Here is a 19,302-nt window from a genome sequence, read left to right as displayed (position 1 = left end):
CTCAGCATTGCGCCCAGGCTGCGACCGGACTGGCCAACAGGCTCAATCCGGCCAGTGCCAAGGCCAAACGCGGGCGATACGGCAGCAGCAACACCAAGGCCAGCGCACTGAGCATCAGCACGGCGAACCAGTCGACCAGACCGAAGCTCAAGCCGTTGGCCTTCACCGCTGCCGCGAGCGACAAGCACAGCAACAACCATCCGCCGATTTTCAGGCCTTGACGACGACGCTCAGAAGGCTTCTGCCCGAGTAGTTCATCGTGGTGCCGAGGCATCGACAGGCACAACGCGGTGAATCCGGCGTAGGTGAGCAACAAAGGCAAAAGCATCAGTTCGCCCCTTGCTCAAGGATGATCGGCGCAGCCTTTTCGCGACGGGGCTTTTTGGCGCTGGCGGTGTTTGCGGCGCGCTGCATTTTCCACGCAGCCCACGCCAGGAAGAGACCTGTTGCGACGCACGTCAGATCAAAACCGGCCAAGGTCCAATCGCCCTGCATCAGGGTTGCAGCAAGGTTCCACGGCGTGGTCAGCGCATTGATAAGCGGCACCGCGACGAACAGTACAGCGCCCAGCACAAGCTGTTCAATCCAGGCCTTGCGCCCCGGACGCCACAACGCATGCACCACACTCAAACCCCAAGCGATGAAGAACGCATTCACTTCCCAATCCGCACGTCCGGCAAGGCTCACCGGCAACAGACGATTGGCCAGAAAGAACACCGCCACCGCCGAAACCAGCCCGGCCATGCTGGCGATGTTCAGCACTTCCACCATTCGCAACTCGAACGGCATCACACCGCTCTTGGCGTGTTTGAGTTGACGCTTGCCGAGCCAGATCACCAGCCCGGTGCCGATCATTGCCGTCCCGGCCAGGCCACAGATGAAGTACAGCCAGCGCAAAACCGGGCCGGCGAAATGGCCCATGTGCAAACCATAGAACGCGCCGCCGACGGCCATCGCCACCGGTTGTTCCGGTGTGCTGCCGAGCCGCTCGCCGGTGACGCCGTTGAAGGTCACGGCGCTGCCGAAATCATGCACCACGCGATCACTGGCGCGTGACAGCACCACGCTGGCATTGGCGTCGCCCGGATTGTTCACTGACAGGCGTGCGGTGGCGCCACCCGACCATTGCTCGCTGGCCTTGGCCAACAGCGGCGCCATCGGCGCGAGTGTTGCGCTCACGTTGGCCCGCTCGGGAGTCTTCGAGGCGGGAAATACTTCGTCGTAGAACTTGCGCACGTCGCTGCCGTAAGACGCGACGATGCTCGCCGGCATGACCATCGACATGAAAATCACCAGGCTGCTGTAAGTGATCATCAAGTGAAACGGCAGCACCAGCACGCCGACGGCGTTATGCCCGTCGAGCCAGGAACGCTGGCCTTTACGCGGGCGGAAGGTGAAGAAGTCCTTGAAGATTTTCTTGTGGGTGATGATGCCGGTGATCAGCGCGACGAACATCACCATCGCAGCGATGGTCGCCAGCCAGCGGCCCCACGGGTAAGGCATCTGCAACTGAAAGTGGAAGCGGTAGAAAAACTCGCCGCCCATGCTTGCGCGGCCCTGCACTTCGGTGCCGGTTTGTGCGTCGAGGGTTTTCGATTCGAAGCGCCCGCGCTCGCCGGGATTGGCCGGCGCTTGCTGCCAGCGCACGGTCAGCCCGGGATCGCGGGCATCAGGCATATCGATCAGCCAGCGTGAGGCGCCAGCGGCATGTTGCTGCAGATAATCCTGGGCCAGGGTCAGGCTCGTCTCGGCACTCACCGAGCGCGCCGGGATTTCCGGCTGCATCCAGTGGCTGATTTCATCTTTGAAATAGGCCAGCGTCCCGGTCAGAAAAATCGCAAACAGCAACCAGCCGAACAGCAATCCGGTCCAGGTGTGCAGCCAGGCCATCGCCTGACGGAAACCTTCTTTCATGCCAGCCCCAATCCACGTGCAGCACCGGAAATGGTCGCCAGAATCACGCTCGGCACCAACAAACCGACCCACGCCGACCATGCGGTGCGGCATGCGAAACACCACAGTACGGCGACCAGATAGACCAGAAACGAAATGGTCATGCCGGTGACCACGGCTTCAGCGCGGCTCAACGGCAACCACAATGTGAGGGTGACGCTGGCCAGCGCGGCAACCAGATAGCCGCCGAACACCGCCGCCAATACTCGCGAGGTGACCGCCAGACGGTAGGACATGGGAAGTGTGGCGAGTTTGCCTTTCATGTTTCGACCCTGAAACGAAAAACGTCCGGCCGATGTGCCGGACTGCTAGGCGAGCAATATTAATGATAAATATTCTCATATGCAAAAGCATCTGATTGCCGGCTGAGCGCTTCACCCCCTACAATGCGAACAGTTCTTGTTCTCTAACGTACTCTCTACCGCGTCAAGAAAGCGCCCGGAGTTCACCGTTGTCGTCCGCCCACCCCGTCGAATCGCTCTATCAGGCTCATCACAGCTGGCTGACTGGCTGGCTGCGGCGCAAACTCGGCTGCCCGGACAGCGCAGCGGACCTGGCGCAGGACACGTTCATCAAGCTGCTGACCGCCCGCGAGCCGCCTGTGATCATCGAGCCGCGCGCCTTTCTAACAACGTTGGCCAAGCGCGTTCTGTTCAATCATTACCGCCGTCAGGATCTCGAGCGCGCCTACCTCGACACGCTGGCGCAGATGCCGGAGATGGTCGCGCCGTCGGAAGAAGACAAAGCGATCATCTTGCAAACCCTGATGGAGCTGGATCAATTGCTTGACGGCTTGCCGCGTCAGGTCAAACGCGCCTTTCTGCTGGCACAGGTCGATGGCCTGACGTATCCACAGATCGCTGCGGAACTCGGCATTTGCGTGGCCACGGTCAAACGGCATCTGAACAAAGCGGCGATGCGTTGCTACTTCGCCCTATGAATCGCGCCCCGGATTTCTCTTCGCAAGTGGCCGAACAGGCCGTGCACTGGCTGCTGGAAATGCAGCAAGGCGCGCTCACCCCGCGTCAGCAACAGGCCTGGCAACAATGGCTGGACGCACACAGCGAACATCAGCGCGCATGGGAACACATTCAACGGGTCAACCAGCGCTTGCGCGGTGTGTCTTCACCGTTGGCGCATGCGGCGCTGAACGGACCGAAGTCGGGTAGCCGTCGTCAGGCGCTCAAGCTGCTGCTGATTCTTGGCGCCGGATCAGCCGTCACCTGGAGCGTGCGCGAACACAACCCGCTGCCGTCAATGCTCGCCGATTACCGCAGTCCGGTCGGCCAGCGGCGCAAAGTGGCGCTCGGTGCTGGCGATCAGTTGCAGCTCAACACTGCCAGTGCGGTGGATGTGAACACTTCGGCACGTTTGATTCGTCTGCTCGAAGGCGAAATCCTCCTGACTGCCGCGCAATCCTTCGAAGTGCGCACGGCGCAGGGCACGCTGAAAACCCACGGTGCACGTCTCAACGTGCGCCAGTTTGCCGATCGTACGCAGGTCGCGCTGTTCGACGGTCGCGTCGAACTGAGCAGCAATGGACGCGCGCCAATGTTGCTGCCGGTCGCGCGCGAATCGAGTTTCACCTCGACATCCGTCAGCGCAGCAAAACCGCTGAATGCCAACAGCGGCGCCTGGGCCGACGGCATGCTGGTCGCGGCGCACATGCGCCTCGGCGACTTCCTTGATGAACTCGGCCGTTACCGTCGCGGGCAGCTCAATTGCGATAAAACAGTCGCCGATCTGCTGATCTCCGGGACGTATCCGCTGGACGACAGTGAGCGAATTCTCGATCTGCTGGAAATCAGCTTGCCGGTGAAAGTGAAGCGCTTCACCCGCTACTGGGTGACCGTCGAAGCGCGGGTTTAAAAAGCAAGATCAAGAGATCGCAGCCTTCGGCAGCTCCTACATTTGGAATGCATATTTCCGGTAGGAGCGGCCGAAGGCTGCGATCTTTTGATCATTGAAAAATAAATGAGCCGTTTTTCGGATCTGGCGTGACAGAGAAGGAAAGCCCCCTTGATTCAACCTTCTCAGGATCATCCGACATGCACCCCACCCGCCTCACGCCAATGGCTCGCAGCCTGCGCAACCTCGTCTTCGGCGCCAGCCTGAGTTTCAGTGCCATGCCTGCCGCACTGGCCGCCGATGCCAAGGCTTATCACATCGCGCCATCGTCGCTGGAAAGTGCGCTCAACCAGTTTGGCCGAGAAGCGGGTGTGCTGATTTCTTTTCGCTCGCAAGTCACCAGCGGCGTGCAAAGCCGTGGCCTGGAAGGCAGCTACACACCCGAGCAAGGTTTGAATGCATTGCTCGAGGGCACCGGCCTGCAAGCACGCGCCGAGGGCAATAACGCCTTCAGCCTGCAATCGGCGGGCGATGCGGCGCTGGAGCTGGACACCTCGAAAGTCGTCGGTGACTGGCTCGGCGACGCGGCGCAGATCAACGTCTTCGAACATCCTGGTGCCCGTGACGTGATCCGCCGCGAAGAATTCGAACGCCAGGGGGCGACCCAGGCCCGCGACGTGCTCAACCGTATCCCCGGCGTCAACGCCCCGGAAAACAACGGCACCGGCAGCCACGACATGGCACTCAACTTCGGTATTCGTGGATTGAACCCGCGTCTGGCTGCACGTTCGACGGTGTTGATGGACGGCATCCCGGTGCCGTTCGCACCTTACGGTCAGCCACAGTTGTCGTTCGCACCGATCAGCATGGGCAACATGGATGCCGTCGACGTCGTACGCGGCGGCGGCGCTGTGCGCTATGGCCCACAGAACGTCGGCGGCGTGGTCAACTTCGTGACACGCGCCATCCCGGATGAGCCGACGGTCAAGGGCGGCTTCCAGACCGAAACCAGTCCATCGTCGAGCCATGACGGCTTCAAGACCAGCGCCAACCTGCTGGCCGGCGGCACCAATGCCAACGGTCTCGGCGGCGCCCTGCTTTACTCCGGCACGCGTGGCGGTGACTGGCGTGAACACAGCGACACCGAGATCGACGACCTGATCCTCAAGGGTAAATATCAGCTCGACGAGGCCAACAGCTTCAACGCAATGGCCCAGTATTACGAAGGCAAGGCCGACATGCCCGGCGGCCTGAATGTCGCCGATTACGACGCCGATCCCTATCAATCGACGCGCCTCAAAGATCAGTTCTGGGGCCGCCGCACCCTGTTCAACTTTGGCTATCGCTATCAGGAAGATCGCCGCGAGTTCACCGCCAACACGTTCTTCACCAAAACCCTGCGCAGCGGTTATCTGGATCAGGGCACATTCCTTTCGCTGTCGCCGCGCGAGTATTGGGTACGCGGCCTGGAAACCCGTTTCGCCCAAGGCTTCGACCTCGGTCCGACCAGTCATGAAGTCGGCGTCGGCTACCGCTACATCAACGAAGCCGGCCACGAACTGCGGTACCGCACGCCGATCGCCAGCAATGAATACCCGACCACCAACAGCCGCAATGACCGCGACACCCGCGGCGGCACCGAGGCCAATGCGTTCTTCGTCGATGACCGAATCGACATCGGCAAATGGACGATCACCCCGGGCGTGCGCTACGAGATGATCGACTCGCAGCAGACCAACAACCTGACCAACGTCAAATACAAGGGCGACTACAACACCGCGCTGCCGGCGCTGAACGTGCTCTATCACCTGACCGACAGCTGGAACCTGTACGCCAACACCGAAGGTTCGTTCGGCAGCGTGCAGTACAGCCAGATGCCCAACCGCGTGAGCAGCGGCGAAGTGAAACCGGAAAAGGCCCGCACCTGGGAGCTCGGCACGCGCTATGACAACGGCGCGTTGCGGGCAGAGATTGGCGTATTCCTGATCAACTTCGACAATCAGTACGAAAGCAACCAGACCAACGACTCGGTGATCGCCCGTGGCGAAACTCGCCATCAAGGCATCGAGACCAGCGTCAACTACGCGCTGGATGACTTGAGCCCGGCGCTGGCCGGTTTCGATGTCTACGCCACTTACGCCTACGTTGACGCGACCATCCGCGAAGACGGGCCGAACAAAGGCAATCGCGTGCCGTTTTCTTCGAAGCACAAAGGCACGCTTGGCGTCGGATACACCGAAGGGCCGTGGAAGTTGAACCTCGACAGCAGCTTCCAGAGCGACCAGTTCGCCGACAACGCCAACACTTCGAAAGAAAGCGCCGACGGCAGCACCGGCAAGATCCCCGGTTACATGCTGTTCAGCAGCCGCGCGGGGTATGACTTCGGGCCGCAGCTGGCGGATCTGAATGTCGCGGTGGGGGTGAAAAACATCTTCAACACGCAGTACTTCACGCGTTCGTTTGATGACAACAACAAGGGCAAGTATGTGGGGGAGCCTCGGACGGTTTATGTGCAGACTTCTGTGGCGTTCTGAGGATTGAAAAGCCCCTCATCGGAACGCCGCCCGCCTAGCCCTCCCGAAACGTCGGACCGCCCAGAGGGAGAGGGGACTGATTGGGGGATGCTTGCGAGCTACGCCGACCTGAACGTGCTGTGCCGAATCCATAATCGACTCGACCTGAAACCGCTTTGCCGAATCTATAATCGACTCGGTCTTCAGGTCGATGTACCCCGCAAGACACCTCGGTCGGCCCCCTCTCCCTCCGGGCGGTCCGACGTTTCGGGAGGGCTGGGGTGAGGGTCAGCAGGTCAGCGGGTCATGGTCTAAAGTAAAACTTCAAACCAACTTCACAAGGATCGTGAAGCATGCAAACTCGCCCTACCCTCGCCCAATTCGCTCGCCATCTACGCGTCAATCAAACCGACTGCGAACACCTGCTGTGGCAAAAACTCCGCTCCCGCCAGATCGCCAATCTGAAATTTCGCCGGCAGTTTCCCTGTCCGCCCTATGTGCTGGACTTTTACTGTGCCGAGCTGAAATTGGCGATTGAACTGGACGGTGGTCAGCACTATGAAACCTCGGGACTGATTCATGACCAGCGCCGGACACGCTATCTGAACCAAAAGGGCATTGAAGTCGTGCGCTTCAGTAATTTTGAGATGATCCAGCAGATGGACGATGTGCTAGAGCAAATCATAAGAATTGCGGCGAATCGAAAAATGCCCTCACCCTAACCCTCTCCCAGAGGGAGAGGGGACTGACCGGGGGATGCTTTAGAAATGCATCGACCTGAACGTATTGGACCGAATCCATAATCGACTCGGTCTCTCAAGTCGACGTACCTCTTCAGACACCTCGGTCGGCCCCCTCTCCCGGAGAGAGGGGGCACTGATGGCGGGATGCTTCAGAAATTCATAAACCTGAAAGTACATCAGCCGAATCCATAATCGACTCCGTCTTTCAGGTCAACGTACCTCTTCAGACACCTCGGTCGGCCCCCTCTCCCGGAGGGAGAGGGCTGGGGTGAGGGGCCGCTCTCTTATGCCCTGCGCAAAAACCGCCACAAACAAAAACGGGCCTGCTTCCGCAGGCCCGTTCTCATTGGGTGGCTTACAAAATCAGCGCATCAACTGTTGATCGCTGCCTGCTCATTCTCATCAAATTCTTCCGCCAAGAGCTTGTCATTGGCCTTGCCGGTGAATGGCACTACAGCGGCGCGTGGTTTACCTCGCAGTTTGCCGAACAGGTGCTCCAGTGCGTGCTCGAGTTTTTCGGCAGCGCCGTCGATTGCCTGTTCCAGCGAATCGGCTTTATGGGTCACGGAAATCGGTTGATGGCCTTTTGGCCGCGCTTCCAGTTGGCAGCGCAAGTCATGGGGACCTGGTTTGTCACCGTTCTCGTCGCTCAGGTGGACTTCGACACGGGTCAGGTCTTCTTCATAACGGTCGAGCGTGCTCTCAATGGTTGTACGTACCCACTCCTCCAGTCGTTTACTGCCTTGAACATGGTTATCGCTGTTGACTTGGATTTGCATAGTTCATCCCTTATTTCAGCTAGCTCGTGAGAGGCCTTGAGTTGAATTTCCTGACCTCCTGGTTACAACAATCGGCCCGACCGGCGAACATTTCAACCCCTGAAAAAAGATAAATATTCATTCGCAAAAAAAGCCGGACAACCGAGCAAAGCATTGTTAAGGTCGGGAGTTGGGTCGCTTTGCAATCCGGCAAAATTTGCTCACAATTGCCCGTCGTTCAACGGGTGCAAGCTGCGAAAAATCCCCGCCTCTTCCACCAGCCAATCATGCACCGCACGCACGCCCGGATGGCTCAAGGCCCCCGGCGCATAGAGCAACACGTAGCGTTTGTGATTGGGCACCGACAGGCCGAACGGCACAATCAACGTCCCCCGTTCCAGCTCATCGTTGAGCAACGTGCGCCGGGCAATCGCCACGCCCATACCGGCAATCGCCGCTTCGATGGTCAGGTGATTGCGATTGAAAGTGTGCCCGCGCCGTACGTCGGCGCCCTCGAAGCCGATCGCGTTCAAATAAAATTCCCATTCCGCGTATTCATAACTGCCACGCCAGGCAGTGATGTCGTGCAGCAGCGGAAAATGCACCAGATCCGCCGGCCCATGCAGTGGCGGTCGTCCACGCAACAGGCTCGGCGCGCACACCGGGAAAATCTGCTCATCGAGCAACGCTGTGGATAACAACCCCGGGTAACTGCCGTCGTTCAAGTCGATAGCCAGATCAAAGTCACCCTCGTGCAACGGCACGCTGCTGTCCTCGGCCACCAGCCGTAGCTGAATGTCCGGATAGCGCTGCTGCAGACGTGGCAAACGCGGCGTCAGCCACTTGCTCAAGAACGAGGGAATCGAACGCACCCGCAAGATTCCGCTGATCATCCCGGCATCCAGTCGACGCAATTCCGCATCAATGCTGCCGTACGCCTCGTTGACGGTAATGGCCAACCGCTGCCCTTCTGCACTCAATTCCACGCCGCGCGCACGCCGGTGAAACAGGCGAAAACCGAGGCGCTCCTCCAGTTGGCGAATCTGCTGGCTGACCGCTCCCGGCGTGATGTGCAGCTCTTCCGCACAGCGGGTGAACGACAGGTGCCGCGCGGCACAGGAAAACACCTGCAGCCAGACGTATGTCTGGGCATGCAATTGACGACTCATCGTTTAGTCCTGCTAAAGGCTTACTTAGGAAGTTTCGTTAGTCACGTAGGACCGAGGTAGGCAGTATCGCCGACATTGCGCTTGTCCTACAAAAAATGGCAGCGATTCCTACTCCATTGCTTGTAAGGGTTTAGCATGGCTATCAGTGTTTTCGATCTATTCAAAGTCGGCATCGGCCCGTCCAGTTCCCACACCGTCGGCCCGATGCGTGCTGCCGCGACCTTCGCTCAGGCGCTGATTGATCAGCATTTGTTGAACGATGTGCGTCGTGTGGAAATCCGCTTATACGGCTCGCTGTCGGCTACTGGCGTCGGTCATGCCACTGACCGCGCCACGGTCATGGGCCTGATGGGTGAGTGGCCGGACAGCATCGATCCGGCGACCATCGATCCACGCATCCAGCAATTGCGCGAGACAGGCCAACTGTCCCTCGCCGGGCAAAGAGAAATTGCCTTCGACTGGCAGCGCGATCTCCTGCTGCTGGACGAGAGCCTGCCCTACCACCCCAACGCCATGTCGCTGACAGCCTTTGGCGAAACGGCTGAGCTGTTCGAGCAAACGTACTACTCGGTCGGCGGCGGTTTCATTATCGAAGCGGCCGAAGCGGAGTCCGGCGTAGCGCCGGCCGGTGATGTGGCGTTGCCGTACGACTTCTCCAGCGCCGCCGAACTGCTTGCACTGTGCAAACAGCACAACCTGCGCGTCTCCGAACTGATGATGGCCAACGAGCGTGCGTGGCGCACTGACGCGGAAATCCGTCAGGGCCTGCTGCACATCTGGTCGGTGATGCGCGAATGCGTCGAACAGGGTTTGCGACACGAAGGCATCCTGCCCGGCGGGCTGAATGTGCCGCGCCGCGCCGCGAAATTGCATCGCAGCCTGTTGGAAATCGGCAAGCCGAACGTGATCAGTTCGACGCTGTCGGCGATGGAATGGGTCAACCTGTTCGCCCTCGCCGTCAACGAAGAAAACGCCGCGGGCGGGCGCATGGTCACCGCACCGACCAACGGTGCAGCGGGGATCATCCCGGCGGTTCTGCACTACTACATGAAATTCAATCCGGATGCGTCTGACGATGACGTCGTCGCTTTCTTCTTGGGCGCGGCCGCCGTCGGCATTCTCTGTAAGAAAAATGCCTCGATTTCCGGCGCTGAAGTCGGCTGCCAGGGCGAAGTCGGTTCGGCCTGCGCGATGGCCGCTGCCGGTCTGGCTGACGTGCTCGGCGCCACCCCGGAGCAACTGGAAAACGCCGCCGAAATCGGCCTTGAGCACAACCTTGGCCTGACCTGCGACCCAGTCGGCGGCCTGGTGCAAGTGCCTTGCATCGAGCGCAACGCCATCGCCGCCGTAAAAGCGATCAACGCTACGCAAATGGCCCTGCGCGGCGACGGCAACCACTTCATTTCCCTCGACCGGGTGATCCGCACCATGCGCGACACCGGTGCCGACATGCATGACAAATACAAAGAGACTTCACGGGGCGGCCTGGCTGTGAACTGGGTGGAGTGCTGAGGCGCATTCCCTGACTGCCCCGGCAGACCGCATTCGACGGTCTGCCAACCGTGAGCCCGAGCAAGAATAATAACGAGGCGATACCGATGACCGATGTACGTACACCTGCTGCCGAAAAACCCGCTGTAGACCGCACACGCAATACAGAAACCACCCACAAGGGCTGGAGCAAATTCGACACCACCTGGATGCTTGGCCTGTACGGCACGGCGATCGGTGCTGGCACCTTGTTCCTGCCGATCAACGCCGGTGTCGGCGGTTTCTGGCCGTTGCTGATTCTCGCCGTGCTGGCCTTCCCGATGACGTTTTTTGCCCACAGGGGCCTGACTCGCTTCGTGCTGTCCGGGCGCTCCGGGGACATCACCGAGGTGGTCGAAGAACACTTCGGCATCGGCGCCGGCAAGTTGATCACGTTGCTGTATTTCTTCGCGATCTTCCCGATCCTGCTGGTGTACAGCGTGGCGCTGACCAACACCTTGAGCAGCTTCCTCGAACACCAACTGCACATCGCCCCGCCGCCTCGGGCGATCCTCTCGCTGGCGTTGATTCTGGGTCTGATGGCCATTGTCCGCTGTGGCCAGAGCGTCATCGTCAAAGCCATGAGCGTGCTGGTTTACCCGTTCGTCGCCGCCTTGCTGCTGCTCGCGGTCAGCCTGGTCCCGAACTGGAATGGCGCGTTTTTCGCCAGCGCCCAAGAGGCGATGCCGATGTCGGTGTTCCTCAAGACAATGTGGCTGGCGATCCCGGTAATGGTGTTCTCGTTCAACCATTCGCCGATCATTTCCGCCTTCGCCGTTGATCAGAAGCAACGTTACGGCGATCAGGCCGAACGCAAGAGCAGCGGCATCCTTGCCATGGCTCACGGCATGATGGTCATCACGGTGATGTTCTTCTGCTTCAGCTGTGTGCTGGCGTTGTCGCCGGCAGATCTGGCAGCGGCGAAGGCGCAGAATATTTCGATCCTGTCGTACCTGGCCAACCACTTCCAGACTCCGGTCATCGCTTACGCCGCGCCGCTGATTGCACTGGTGGCGATCACCAAATCCTTCCTCGGTCACTACATCGGCGCCAGCGAAGGCTTTCAGGGCATGATCGTGAAAAGCCTGCGCAGCCGTGGCCGGGTGATGTCGGCGAGCTGGCTGAACCGAGCGACCGCGCTGTTCATGATCCTCAGCTGCTGGGCGGTGGCAACGTTCAACCCAAGCATTCTCGGCATGATCGAAACCCTCGGCGGGCCGGTGATTGCCTGCCTGTTGTTCCTGATGCCGATGTACGCCATCCGCCGCGTGCCGGCCTTGCGCCAGTATTCCGGCCAGGCTTCCAACGTGTTTGTGGTTCTGATCGGCCTGATTGCACTGTCAGCGATCATCTACTCGTTTCTGCCCTGAAAACGCGCCATAAAAAAAGGCGAGCCATGTGGCTCGCCTTTTTTTATGCCCGTGTTCATTGTTCGACAATTTTCCCGGCACAGCCCTTGCAAACTCCCCCTGTAGGAGCTGTCGAGTGAAACGAGGCTGCGATCTTTTGACCTTCATGACCGAAATCAAAACATTGAAGATCAAAAGATCGCAGCCTTCGGCAGCTCCTACATGAGTAACCAGGACAGGACACGGAATGGCCGGTGATCCGGTTTGGCGAACCAACCCGATCACGGCCGGTCAACAACTGCACGTTCAATCAGGCGGTGACGCATCATGGACAACCCTTTTCAGATCATTACCGATGCCTTCGCGCCGGACTATCAGATCAATCTGAGCATTCAGGGCCTGGACGGCAGCATCATGCTGACCCTGTCCAACAGCGGTCACATCGTGGCCAAACGCATGATCAGTGCCGAGCAGCGCAACGATCCTGCGCGCCTCAAGCGCCTGGTGCAGAGCATTCAATTCGGCATCGCCATCGAACAGGGTCACAGCGCCATGGCAATCCTCGAAGCGATGACCAGCGGCACCGGGCTGACCCCGCCACCGCCACGCGTCATCGGCCAGCCCCGACCGACGGCCGGGCTTTAAAGCTCGCCCTTTTCGACTTCAGGATGCTCGCTGGAACCTGTACCGAGGGTGCGCTGCGGTTTCTCGATCTTCACCGAAGGAAATTGTGACGAAGCGTAACGCACCACCAGAATCGCCAGCGCCAGCAGCAGAATCCCGCCGCACAGGTAGATGATGCCCATGTCCGGCGGGTTGTGGTGCGAGACGTTGGAGATCAGCAAACGGGTCAGCGCAGTGATCGCCACGTAGATCAGGAAGCGCACCGGCATGTGGTTGGTCTTGAAATAAATCCCGACCATCGCCCCCAGTTCGAGATAGATGAACAGCAACAGAATGTCATCGATCTTGATGTGGCCTTCCTCGAGCATGCCGAGAAACTCCATCACCGCCGCGTATGCCGTCACCGCACCGATGGCAAACAGCGCCAGGTAGTGGAAGGTCTCGACGAACAGGTTGCCCAGGGACTCGGCCAGTTGATGCACGTTTTGCCGCAGTTTCTCGGCCCAGTTGATTTTCACGATGAGGTTCCTTAGCCCGATTCGAGCGGATGATGCGTGTTGGACGTGACGGTTTTCTGCACGTAACGGTTTTCATGCAGAAAAGAGGCCACGCCATCATGGCGAGCCGCCGCGAAACCCGCGCCGTGGCGTTTGGTCGCACCGCTGTGCTTTTGTGGGAGCGAGCCTGCTCGCGAATGCAGCGACACGGTCTCCCTGACAAACCCGAAATCCGGTCTACATTAAAAAGCCACTACCCATGGCGCAGGGATTCGCTTATCCTTTTCGCTGTATATGGATACAGTAGTCGTCAAGACAACTTAATGTGAAGGCATGTGAGGTGGTGAATGGCCGTCGAAGTGGTATACCGCAGCAGCCGAGATCTGGAGCGCTTGTTCATGGATAAAGCCGAAGCTGACCGTCATGACAAAATGCTCGAACTGGCCGAATATCTGGCCGATGTGCTGCAAAAAGCCGTTCCGTCCCTGACGGAGCAGCAAGTGGAGGAAGCCGGGATCTACATGGCGAAGAACCGCGATGTGTTCGCCCGGGCATTCAAGAGCCAGCCTGACGCATTGTCCGAGCTGCTCAACGCCCCGGCCGAGGCTGCTGAACAAGCTGAGGTGGTGGAAGCAGTTGAAGCGCTGGCCAAGCCTGCTAAAGCGGCAAAAGCGCCGAAGTAATCAGCTCCACATCAAAAGATCGCAGCCTTCGGCAGCTCCTACAGGGATAAATATTCCAAATGTAGGAGCTGCCGAAGGCTGCGATGTTTTGCTTTTCAGCGATACAAAACCTTTTCCGCCAACTCATCCGCCACCCGCGCCGGCGAACGCTTCTCCGCCTGCGCATGGGCGAACACCTCGGTCAACCGCGAACTGATCTTCGACAGATGCGCGGTGATCGTCGGCAATTCCTCTCCGCGATGCTTTAGCGAAACATAGATCAACCCTCCGGCGTTGATCACATAATCCGGCGCATACAGAATTCCGCGCCGCTCCAGATGATCAGCCACGTCCAGATGCGTCAGTTGATTGTTCGCTGAGCCCGCCACTGCCGAGCAACGCAATTGCGTGACGGTGTGACTGTTCAGAACTGCGCCCAGACCGCACGGCGCAAGAATGTCGCAAGGCGTACTGAGCAACGCATCGTTGGCGATCGGGTGGGCATTGAGCTGCTCCATCGCCAACTGCACCTTACCGTGGTCGATGTCGCTGACCAATAGTTCGGCGCCCGCCGCATGCAGTTGTTCGGCCAAGGCGAAACCGACGTTGCCCAGCCCCTGGATAGCCACGCGCAAGCCTTCGAGGTTATCGCTGCCCAGACGAGCCATGGCCGTCGCGCGAATGCCGGTGAACACCCCCATCGCCGCGTGCGGGGCCGGGTCGCCGGCCGAGGTTGTGCTGGTGACGTGTTGGGTCTGTTGGGCGATGCAGTCCATGTCGGCCACCGAGGTGCCGCTGTCGATGGCAGTGATGTAGCGGCCATCGAGCTGATCGATGCAGCGACCGAACGCTTCAAACAGCGCTGCGCGGTTCTCCACATGCGCCGCACGCACGATCACGGCGACGCCGCCGCCCTGCTCCAGCCCCGCCAGCGCAGCCTTGTAGCTCATGCCCTGGGCGAGGCGAATGGCGTCCTCGACAGCCGATTCGTCATTGGGGTAGGCAAGGTAACGACATCCGCCCAAGGCTGGCCCGAGGCGACTGTTATGAATGGCAATGACCGCCTTCAACCCGGACACCGGGTCAACGCTAAGGTGCAGCGATTCCAGGCGAGTGCTTTGCATGAGCGCAAACATCGTTGGGCTCCCGAATCACTTCTTGTAGAACGCCAGTATAGGCCTGCGCCTGAAAATTGCTGGAGCGCACCGGAATAAGCGCCCGTAGCGACAAGCGCTTTGCGGCATAACCGTTGCGCGGCGAACCCAGGCACTGGACGAATGACACGGACGGGGCTAAAACGAGGCATTCCCCGGAGATTTCAATGAGTCCGCGCCAACGTTTTTTCGACTGTCTGCACCGCTCACCACCCGCGCTGTTCGAAGCCGCGCTGTGGATCGCGGCCGAGCACGATAAAGCCGTCGATCCCGCGGTACTCTTGCTCGATTTCAAAGAGCTGCAACAAAAGGTCAGCTACGGTTTGCCGATGCTGCCGGTCAGTGAACTGGCGCAGCCGCTGCTGCGGCGCATGATTGAACTGGGATTCGCCCAGGACGACTTCTTGCCGCTGCGCCCGCAGGCGGCGTTGCTTCATAAAGTCTTGCAGACGCGGCGCGGTCAGCCCCTGGCGCTGGCGTTGATTGCCCTCGAACTGGCACGCGGCCTGGAGATTCCACTGGTCGGCGTCAATTTCCCCGGGCATTTTTTATTACGCGTACCCGGCGCGGATCATTTGCTCGATCCTTGCGGCGGTCGACGCCTGTATCCGAATGATTGTCGCGAACTGTTGCAGCGCCAATACGGGCCGAACATGAAAATCAACGCCGAGCACCTGTTGACCGCCACGCCGGTGCAGATGCTCCAGCGCCTGTCGCGCAACTTGCGCCAGTTGCACCTGACGCATGATGACTTTATTGCCGCATTGATCGACGCCGAGCGCGTACTCGAGTTGGGCGATGGCGCTGCCGCCGATTACCTGGCGCGGGCCAGTCTGTATCAGCGGCTTGATTGCCCGAATGCCGAACGCTTCGACCTTGAGCATGCCCTGCTGCTGAGCGACGACCCGATTCAACGACTGCGCCTGACCGAACGCCTCGGCCACCTGCCGCCCAATTCCGTGGTCCATTAAATGCAAAAGATCGCAGCCTGCGGCAGCTCCTACAGGTGATCTCATGTAGGAGCTGCCGCAGGCTGCGATCTTTCGATCTTCAGGATTTGACCGGCGTCCCGACACCCACCGCCGAACCATTTTCGGAGGGCGAACGCACCTGAATGATCAGCAGCGCAGCAATCACCGCCGGAATCGCGCAGAAAAAGAAAATCTGCTCCACCGGAATGTGCATCGCCAGCAGCAGGCTGCCGAACAGCGGCCCGAGGATTGAACCAAAACGCCCCACGCCCAACGCCCAACCGGTACCGGTCGCGCGCACATGCGCCGGATAGAAATTGCTGGCAAAGGCATTCAACGTCAGTTGCCCGCCAATGATGCAGAAGCCAGCGGCGAAAACGCAGGCCACCAGATAACGCGGATTGTCATGATTGAGTCCGAGCAGAATCGTGCACAGCGCTGCACCTGCCAACACCGCCGACAGCAAACGCACCTTGCGCTTCAAACGGTCGGCGAACCAGGCCATGCAGATCGCGCCCAGGGTACCGGCGAACAGGAACATCGACGTCACCAGATTGGCTTCGTTGAGTTTCAGGCCACTTTCCAGCAGCAGCGTCGGCAGCCAGCTGATCATGAAATACAGCAGGATCAGGCTGACAAAAAACGTCGCCCAGATCAGCAAGGTCGGTCGCGCGTAGCCGTTGCGGAACAACTCGACCACCGTCAGCTTGCTGCCCTGCTCGCGTTCGTTCTGTTCGAGGCTGGCAACGGGTGGCTGCCAGTCCGGCAACATCCGCGCGGTGACTTTGCGCAGTCGCGCATACGGCGGCGCATCACGCAGCAGACGTGGCAGCGACTCCGGCAGCTTCCACCACAGAAACGGAAACAGCAGCAACGGCGTGACGCCACCGGCGAGGAACACCGCTTGCCAACCGAATTGGTCGATGAAACCTGCGGCGACGAAACCACCGGCTGCCCCACCGAATGAAAAGCCACAGGCCGCCAGCGTCACCATCAAGGTGCGCAAACGCGGTGGCGAGTATTCCGACATCAACGCCATGGCACTGGGCATCGCCCCGCCCATGCCGATGCCGCAGATAAAGCGCGCGATCATCAGCGTATTGAGCGAATCAGCGAAGACCATCAGCACGGTCAACGTGGCGTAGATCAGTACGCAAGCGAGCAGAATCCGTCGCACGCCAAAGCGATCGGCCAGCGGCGTAACCGCCAGTGAACCAAGGGTGAGGCCAAGCAGGTTGGCACTGAATACCGGGCCGAACGCCGATTTTTCCAGGCCCCAATCCTGCGCCAAAGCAGGTACCACGTAACCGAGAACCTGGGCGTCGTAGCCGTCGGTGACCAGCAACAGCGCGAGCAGGATCAACAGTAACCACTGATAGCGGGACACAGGACGGGCGTCGAGTGCCGTCCGGAAGCTGGCAATCTGGTTGTGCATCGCAAGGTACCTGTTTTGTTTTTATGATTATGCGAATAGCGATATTCCCTTGTAGGAGTGAGCCTGCTCGCGATAGCGGTGGTTCAGTCAGAACATGAGTGACTGACACTCCCTCATCGCGAGCAGGCTCACTCCTACAGGGTTATGGGGTGTCTGGTTGGTTGGCGGGATGGGCCTTGATGAACGCTGGATGTTCAGCCGCAAGTGCGGCGACCCGGCGGATTTTCGGGTAAGCCTCCAGCGAAACATTGAACCGCTCCGCCGCATACAACTGCGCAATCAGGTACACATCCGCCACACAAGGCCACTCGCCGAAACAGAAACCCTCGTCGCCAATCAACTCCTCCACCGTCGCCAACCCTTGACCGATCCAGTGGCTGATCCACTCGACCACCTGCGGCTCGTCCTGCCCCGACTGGCGCAGGCGATTGAGCACGCTGACGTTGTGCAACGGATGCACATCGCAACCGATCACCGCCGCCACACCGCGCACATGGGCACGGGCAACCAGATCTTCCGGCAATAGCGGCACCTGTGGATAACGCTCCTCCAGATACTCGATGATCGCCGGCGATTGAATCAGCAACTCACCGCTTTCAGTACGCAGGGCCGGCACGCGGCCCTGTGGGTTGATCGCCAGATACGCCGCTTGCCGATGCTCGCCGCCGGCCGGCGCAATCAGGTTGACCGGCAATGCCTGATAGTCGAGCCCCTTCAACGCCAGCGCGATGCGCACCCGGTAAGACGATGTCGAGCGGTAGTAGGTATAGAGATCCATGAGCCGCTCCTGTCAGCGCGCCGCGAGCACTTTGCCGCGGCACTCACCGAAGCCGATCGACGCGAAACCGTCACGGGCACAACGTGCGCGAAGGATGATTTCGTCACCGTCCTCGAGGAATTTACGCACTTCGCCAGACGCCAGCTCGATCGGTTTTTTACCGCCCTCGGTGATTTCCAGCAGGCTGCCGAACTGACCGTTTTCAGGACCGGACAATGTGCCCGAGCCGAACAGGTCACCGGCCTGCAACTGGCAACCGTTGACGCTGTGATGCGCAACCATCTGCGCCACGGTCCAGTACATGTAACGGGTGTTGCTCAGGGTCAGGCGATGGGCCGGCAGGTTCTGCTCGCGCATGGCTTCGGTGAGCAGCAGCACTTCCAGTTCGATGTCGAAGGCGCCGCCGTCCTGATCACGCTTGTCGAACAGATACGGCAACGGTTGCGGATCACCTTCAGGACGCTTCGGCTGCGCGGTACGGAAGGGTTCCAGCGCTTCGGCAGTGACGACCCACGGCGAAACGCTGGTGATGAAACTCTTCGACAGGAACGGCCCCAGCGGCTGGTATTCCCAGGCCTGGATATCACGCGCCGACCAGTCGTTGAGCAGGCAGAAACCGGCGATGTGATCAGCGGCATCACCGATGGCGATCGAGTCGCCCATCTCGTTGCCCTGACCGATCCAGATGCCCAGTTCCAGTTCATAGTCCAGGCGTGCGCATGGGCCGAAGGTCGGCTCGCTCGCTCCCGCCGGCAAGGTCTGACCTTTAGGGCGGCGTACATCGGTGCCAGAAGCACGCACTGTAGAGGCGCGGCCGTGATAGCCGATCGGCACGTGCTTGTAGTTCGGCAGCAGCGGGTTGTCCGGGCGGAACAGTTTGCCCACATTTTGCGCGTGCTCGATACCGACGTAGAAGTCGGTGTAATCGCTGATGCGGGCCGGCAGATGCAGTTGGCAATCGGCAGCCAATGGCAGCAGTTTTGCGCCTTGGGCTTCGATGCTGCCTCGGTGCGTGCTGCCTTCGCTGAACAGTTCCAGCAGGCGCGTACGCAGGGCAACACGCGCCTCGCGACCGAGATTGAAAAACGCGTTCAGCTGTCCGCCCTGCATGGCTTCCACTGCACTGCGCGCAGCACCGTCGAACAGCCCGGCTTCCAGCGCCACTTGCAGATCGAAGATGTGCTCGCCAATCGCCACCCCAGCGCGCGGTGCCGAACCATCGCGGCTGAACACACCCAGCGGCAGATTCTGCAGCGGGAAATCGGCGTGGCCGTTGGCCGAAGCGACCCAACTGCGAGTGATGGAATTCTGCGTCATG

At 59.9% G+C, this 19,302-nt stretch carries 19 protein-coding genes and 1 pseudogene; 9 read left to right on the top strand and 11 right to left on the bottom strand.

The window, feature by feature from the left end; translation table 11 throughout:
- Position 1: 1 nt before the first annotated feature.
- The 3 genes from ACIPIZ_RS09765 to ACIPIZ_RS09755 are packed head-to-tail and all read right to left on the bottom strand — an operon-like array spanning position 2 to position 2,216.
- Complete coding sequence (locus tag ACIPIZ_RS09765; RefSeq protein WP_105705547.1) at positions 2 to 328, bottom strand: DUF3325 domain-containing protein; 327 nt, start codon at positions 326 to 328, stop codon at positions 2 to 4.
- Complete coding sequence (locus ACIPIZ_RS09760; protein ID WP_401165116.1) at positions 328 to 1,914, bottom strand: PepSY-associated TM helix domain-containing protein; 1,587 nt, start codon at positions 1,912 to 1,914, stop codon at positions 328 to 330. Before ACIPIZ_RS09760 ends, ACIPIZ_RS09765 begins: the two co-directional genes overlap by 1 nt.
- Positions 1,911 to 2,216 (bottom strand): DUF3649 domain-containing protein, encoded by a 306-nt coding sequence (locus ACIPIZ_RS09755; RefSeq protein WP_016986986.1) that lies wholly within the window; start codon positions 2,214 to 2,216, stop codon positions 1,911 to 1,913. The genes ACIPIZ_RS09760 and ACIPIZ_RS09755 overlap by 4 nt, the downstream gene beginning before the upstream one ends.
- Before the next feature lie 188 nt (positions 2,217 to 2,404).
- On the opposite strand from ACIPIZ_RS09755, the gene ACIPIZ_RS09750 reads away from it, so the two are divergent.
- From ACIPIZ_RS09750 to ACIPIZ_RS09735, 4 genes are all read left to right on the top strand, one after another.
- Positions 2,405 to 2,893, top strand: a complete 489-nt coding sequence (locus ACIPIZ_RS09750; protein WP_122662318.1) for a sigma-70 family RNA polymerase sigma factor — start codon at positions 2,405 to 2,407, stop codon at positions 2,891 to 2,893.
- Positions 2,890 to 3,822, top strand: coding sequence for a FecR domain-containing protein (locus ACIPIZ_RS09745; protein WP_401165113.1), 933 nt, complete (start codon positions 2,890 to 2,892; stop codon positions 3,820 to 3,822). The genes ACIPIZ_RS09750 and ACIPIZ_RS09745 overlap by 4 nt, the downstream gene beginning before the upstream one ends.
- Positions 3,823 to 4,001: 179 nt before the next feature.
- Positions 4,002 to 6,335, top strand: a complete 2,334-nt coding sequence (fecA, locus tag ACIPIZ_RS09740) for a TonB-dependent Fe(3+) dicitrate receptor FecA (protein WP_401165112.1) — start codon at positions 4,002 to 4,004, stop codon at positions 6,333 to 6,335.
- Positions 6,336 to 6,667: 332 nt separating this feature from the next.
- Complete coding sequence (locus ACIPIZ_RS09735; protein WP_401165110.1) at positions 6,668 to 7,036, top strand: endonuclease domain-containing protein; 369 nt, start codon at positions 6,668 to 6,670, stop codon at positions 7,034 to 7,036.
- Positions 7,037 to 7,428: 392 nt separating this feature from the next.
- Here the strand turns inward: ACIPIZ_RS09735 and ACIPIZ_RS09730 are convergent, their stop codons facing one another.
- Both ACIPIZ_RS09730 and ACIPIZ_RS09725 read right to left on the bottom strand, forming a co-directional pair.
- Positions 7,429 to 7,836 (bottom strand): HPF/RaiA family ribosome-associated protein, encoded by a 408-nt coding sequence (locus ACIPIZ_RS09730; RefSeq protein ID WP_064119419.1) that lies wholly within the window; start codon positions 7,834 to 7,836, stop codon positions 7,429 to 7,431.
- 200 nt (positions 7,837 to 8,036) lie between these two features.
- Positions 8,037 to 8,984 (bottom strand): LysR substrate-binding domain-containing protein, encoded by a 948-nt coding sequence (locus ACIPIZ_RS09725; RefSeq protein ID WP_007914183.1) that lies wholly within the window; start codon positions 8,982 to 8,984, stop codon positions 8,037 to 8,039.
- A gap of 135 nt (positions 8,985 to 9,119) precedes the next feature.
- On the opposite strand from ACIPIZ_RS09725, the gene ACIPIZ_RS09720 reads away from it, so the two are divergent.
- The 3 genes from ACIPIZ_RS09720 (at position 9,120) to ACIPIZ_RS09710 (ending at position 12,508) form a co-directional block, all read left to right on the top strand.
- Positions 9,120 to 10,496 (top strand): L-serine ammonia-lyase, encoded by a 1,377-nt coding sequence (locus tag ACIPIZ_RS09720; RefSeq protein ID WP_064387954.1) that lies wholly within the window; start codon positions 9,120 to 9,122, stop codon positions 10,494 to 10,496.
- Between the two features lie 86 nt (positions 10,497 to 10,582).
- Positions 10,583 to 11,884, top strand: a complete 1,302-nt coding sequence (locus ACIPIZ_RS09715; RefSeq protein WP_064387955.1) for a serine/threonine transporter — start codon at positions 10,583 to 10,585, stop codon at positions 11,882 to 11,884.
- A 306-nt stretch (positions 11,885 to 12,190) separates the two neighbouring features.
- Complete coding sequence (locus tag ACIPIZ_RS09710) at positions 12,191 to 12,508, top strand: DUF3509 domain-containing protein (protein ID WP_064387956.1); 318 nt, start codon at positions 12,191 to 12,193, stop codon at positions 12,506 to 12,508.
- Here ACIPIZ_RS09710 and ACIPIZ_RS09705 read toward each other — a convergent pair.
- Together ACIPIZ_RS09705 and ACIPIZ_RS09700 are read right to left on the bottom strand one after the other, a co-directional pair.
- Positions 12,505 to 13,005, bottom strand: a complete 501-nt coding sequence (locus tag ACIPIZ_RS09705) for a phosphate-starvation-inducible protein PsiE (protein WP_053117232.1) — start codon at positions 13,003 to 13,005, stop codon at positions 12,505 to 12,507. The two genes, ACIPIZ_RS09710 and ACIPIZ_RS09705, sit on opposite strands and share 4 nt — an antisense overlap.
- Before the next feature lie 11 nt (positions 13,006 to 13,016).
- The gene (locus ACIPIZ_RS09700) at positions 13,017 to 13,193 is read right to left on the bottom strand and encodes a hypothetical protein (RefSeq protein WP_163030263.1); all 177 of its coding nucleotides are present in this window, start codon (positions 13,191 to 13,193) and stop codon (positions 13,017 to 13,019) included.
- Between the two features lie 138 nt (positions 13,194 to 13,331).
- On the opposite strand from ACIPIZ_RS09700, the pseudogene ACIPIZ_RS09695 reads away from it, so the two are divergent.
- A pseudogene (locus ACIPIZ_RS09695) lies at positions 13,332 to 13,586 on the top strand (YebG family protein); the annotation flags it as partial.
- Between the two features lie 176 nt (positions 13,587 to 13,762).
- Here the strand turns inward: ACIPIZ_RS09695 and ACIPIZ_RS09690 are convergent.
- The gene (locus tag ACIPIZ_RS09690) at positions 13,763 to 14,782 is read right to left on the bottom strand and encodes a Glu/Leu/Phe/Val dehydrogenase dimerization domain-containing protein (RefSeq protein WP_064387959.1); all 1,020 of its coding nucleotides are present in this window, start codon (positions 14,780 to 14,782) and stop codon (positions 13,763 to 13,765) included.
- A 185-nt stretch (positions 14,783 to 14,967) separates the two neighbouring features.
- On the opposite strand from ACIPIZ_RS09690, the gene ACIPIZ_RS09685 reads away from it, so the two are divergent.
- On the top strand, positions 14,968 to 15,771 hold the full coding sequence (locus tag ACIPIZ_RS09685; RefSeq protein ID WP_105705532.1) for a SirB1 family protein: 804 nt from the start codon (positions 14,968 to 14,970) through the stop codon (positions 15,769 to 15,771).
- Between the two features lie 79 nt (positions 15,772 to 15,850).
- On the opposite strand, the gene ACIPIZ_RS09680 is transcribed toward ACIPIZ_RS09685, so the two are convergent.
- From ACIPIZ_RS09680 to fahA, 3 genes are all read right to left on the bottom strand, one after another.
- Positions 15,851 to 17,206, bottom strand: coding sequence for an MFS transporter (locus ACIPIZ_RS09680; protein ID WP_401165106.1), 1,356 nt, complete (start codon positions 17,204 to 17,206; stop codon positions 15,851 to 15,853).
- 142 nt (positions 17,207 to 17,348) lie between these two features.
- Complete coding sequence (gene maiA, locus ACIPIZ_RS09675; protein WP_401165105.1) at positions 17,349 to 17,984, bottom strand: maleylacetoacetate isomerase; 636 nt, start codon at positions 17,982 to 17,984, stop codon at positions 17,349 to 17,351.
- Positions 17,985 to 17,996: 12 nt separating this feature from the next.
- Positions 17,997 to 19,301 (bottom strand): fumarylacetoacetase, encoded by a 1,305-nt coding sequence (gene fahA / locus ACIPIZ_RS09670; protein ID WP_064387963.1) that lies wholly within the window; start codon positions 19,299 to 19,301, stop codon positions 17,997 to 17,999.
- Position 19,302 lies beyond the last annotated feature (1 nt).

Source organism: Pseudomonas sp. NPDC087690 (genome assembly GCF_044743175.1).
In the GTDB taxonomy this organism is placed as follows: domain Bacteria; phylum Pseudomonadota; class Gammaproteobacteria; order Pseudomonadales; family Pseudomonadaceae; genus Aquipseudomonas.
Note: the sequence above shows the minus strand (reverse complement) of the source record. Positions and strands in the feature narration are given on the sequence as shown.

What these genes read in the sequence shown, in the direction of transcription:
- ACIPIZ_RS09765 (WP_105705547.1), bottom strand. Translation starts at nt 328, where the DNA reads ATGCTTTTGCCTTTGTTGCTCACCTACGCCGGATTCACCGCGTTGTGC.
- ACIPIZ_RS09760 (WP_401165116.1), bottom strand. Translation starts at nt 1,914, where the DNA reads ATGAAAGAAGGTTTCCGTCAGGCGATGGCCTGGCTGCACACCTGGACC.
- ACIPIZ_RS09755 (WP_016986986.1), bottom strand. Translation starts at nt 2,216, where the DNA reads ATGAAAGGCAAACTCGCCACACTTCCCATGTCCTACCGTCTGGCGGTC.
- ACIPIZ_RS09745 (WP_401165113.1), top strand. Translation starts at nt 2,890, where the DNA reads ATGAATCGCGCCCCGGATTTCTCTTCGCAAGTGGCCGAACAGGCCGTG.
- fecA (WP_401165112.1), top strand. Translation starts at nt 4,002, where the DNA reads ATGCACCCCACCCGCCTCACGCCAATGGCTCGCAGCCTGCGCAACCTC.
- ACIPIZ_RS09735 (WP_401165110.1), top strand. Translation starts at nt 6,668, where the DNA reads ATGCAAACTCGCCCTACCCTCGCCCAATTCGCTCGCCATCTACGCGTC.
- ACIPIZ_RS09730 (WP_064119419.1), bottom strand. Translation starts at nt 7,836, where the DNA reads ATGCAAATCCAAGTCAACAGCGATAACCATGTTCAAGGCAGTAAACGA.
- ACIPIZ_RS09725 (WP_007914183.1), bottom strand. Translation starts at nt 8,984, where the DNA reads ATGAGTCGTCAATTGCATGCCCAGACATACGTCTGGCTGCAGGTGTTT.
- ACIPIZ_RS09720 (WP_064387954.1), top strand. Translation starts at nt 9,120, where the DNA reads ATGGCTATCAGTGTTTTCGATCTATTCAAAGTCGGCATCGGCCCGTCC.
- ACIPIZ_RS09715 (WP_064387955.1), top strand. Translation starts at nt 10,583, where the DNA reads ATGACCGATGTACGTACACCTGCTGCCGAAAAACCCGCTGTAGACCGC.
- ACIPIZ_RS09710 (WP_064387956.1), top strand. Translation starts at nt 12,191, where the DNA reads ATGGACAACCCTTTTCAGATCATTACCGATGCCTTCGCGCCGGACTAT.
- ACIPIZ_RS09690 (WP_064387959.1), bottom strand. Translation starts at nt 14,782, where the DNA reads ATGTTTGCGCTCATGCAAAGCACTCGCCTGGAATCGCTGCACCTTAGC.
- ACIPIZ_RS09685 (WP_105705532.1), top strand. Translation starts at nt 14,968, where the DNA reads ATGAGTCCGCGCCAACGTTTTTTCGACTGTCTGCACCGCTCACCACCC.
- ACIPIZ_RS09680 (WP_401165106.1), bottom strand. Translation starts at nt 17,206, where the DNA reads ATGCACAACCAGATTGCCAGCTTCCGGACGGCACTCGACGCCCGTCCT.
- maiA (WP_401165105.1), bottom strand. Translation starts at nt 17,984, where the DNA reads ATGGATCTCTATACCTACTACCGCTCGACATCGTCTTACCGGGTGCGC.
- fahA (WP_064387963.1), bottom strand. Translation starts at nt 19,301, where the DNA reads ATGACGCAGAATTCCATCACTCGCAGTTGGGTCGCTTCGGCCAACGGC.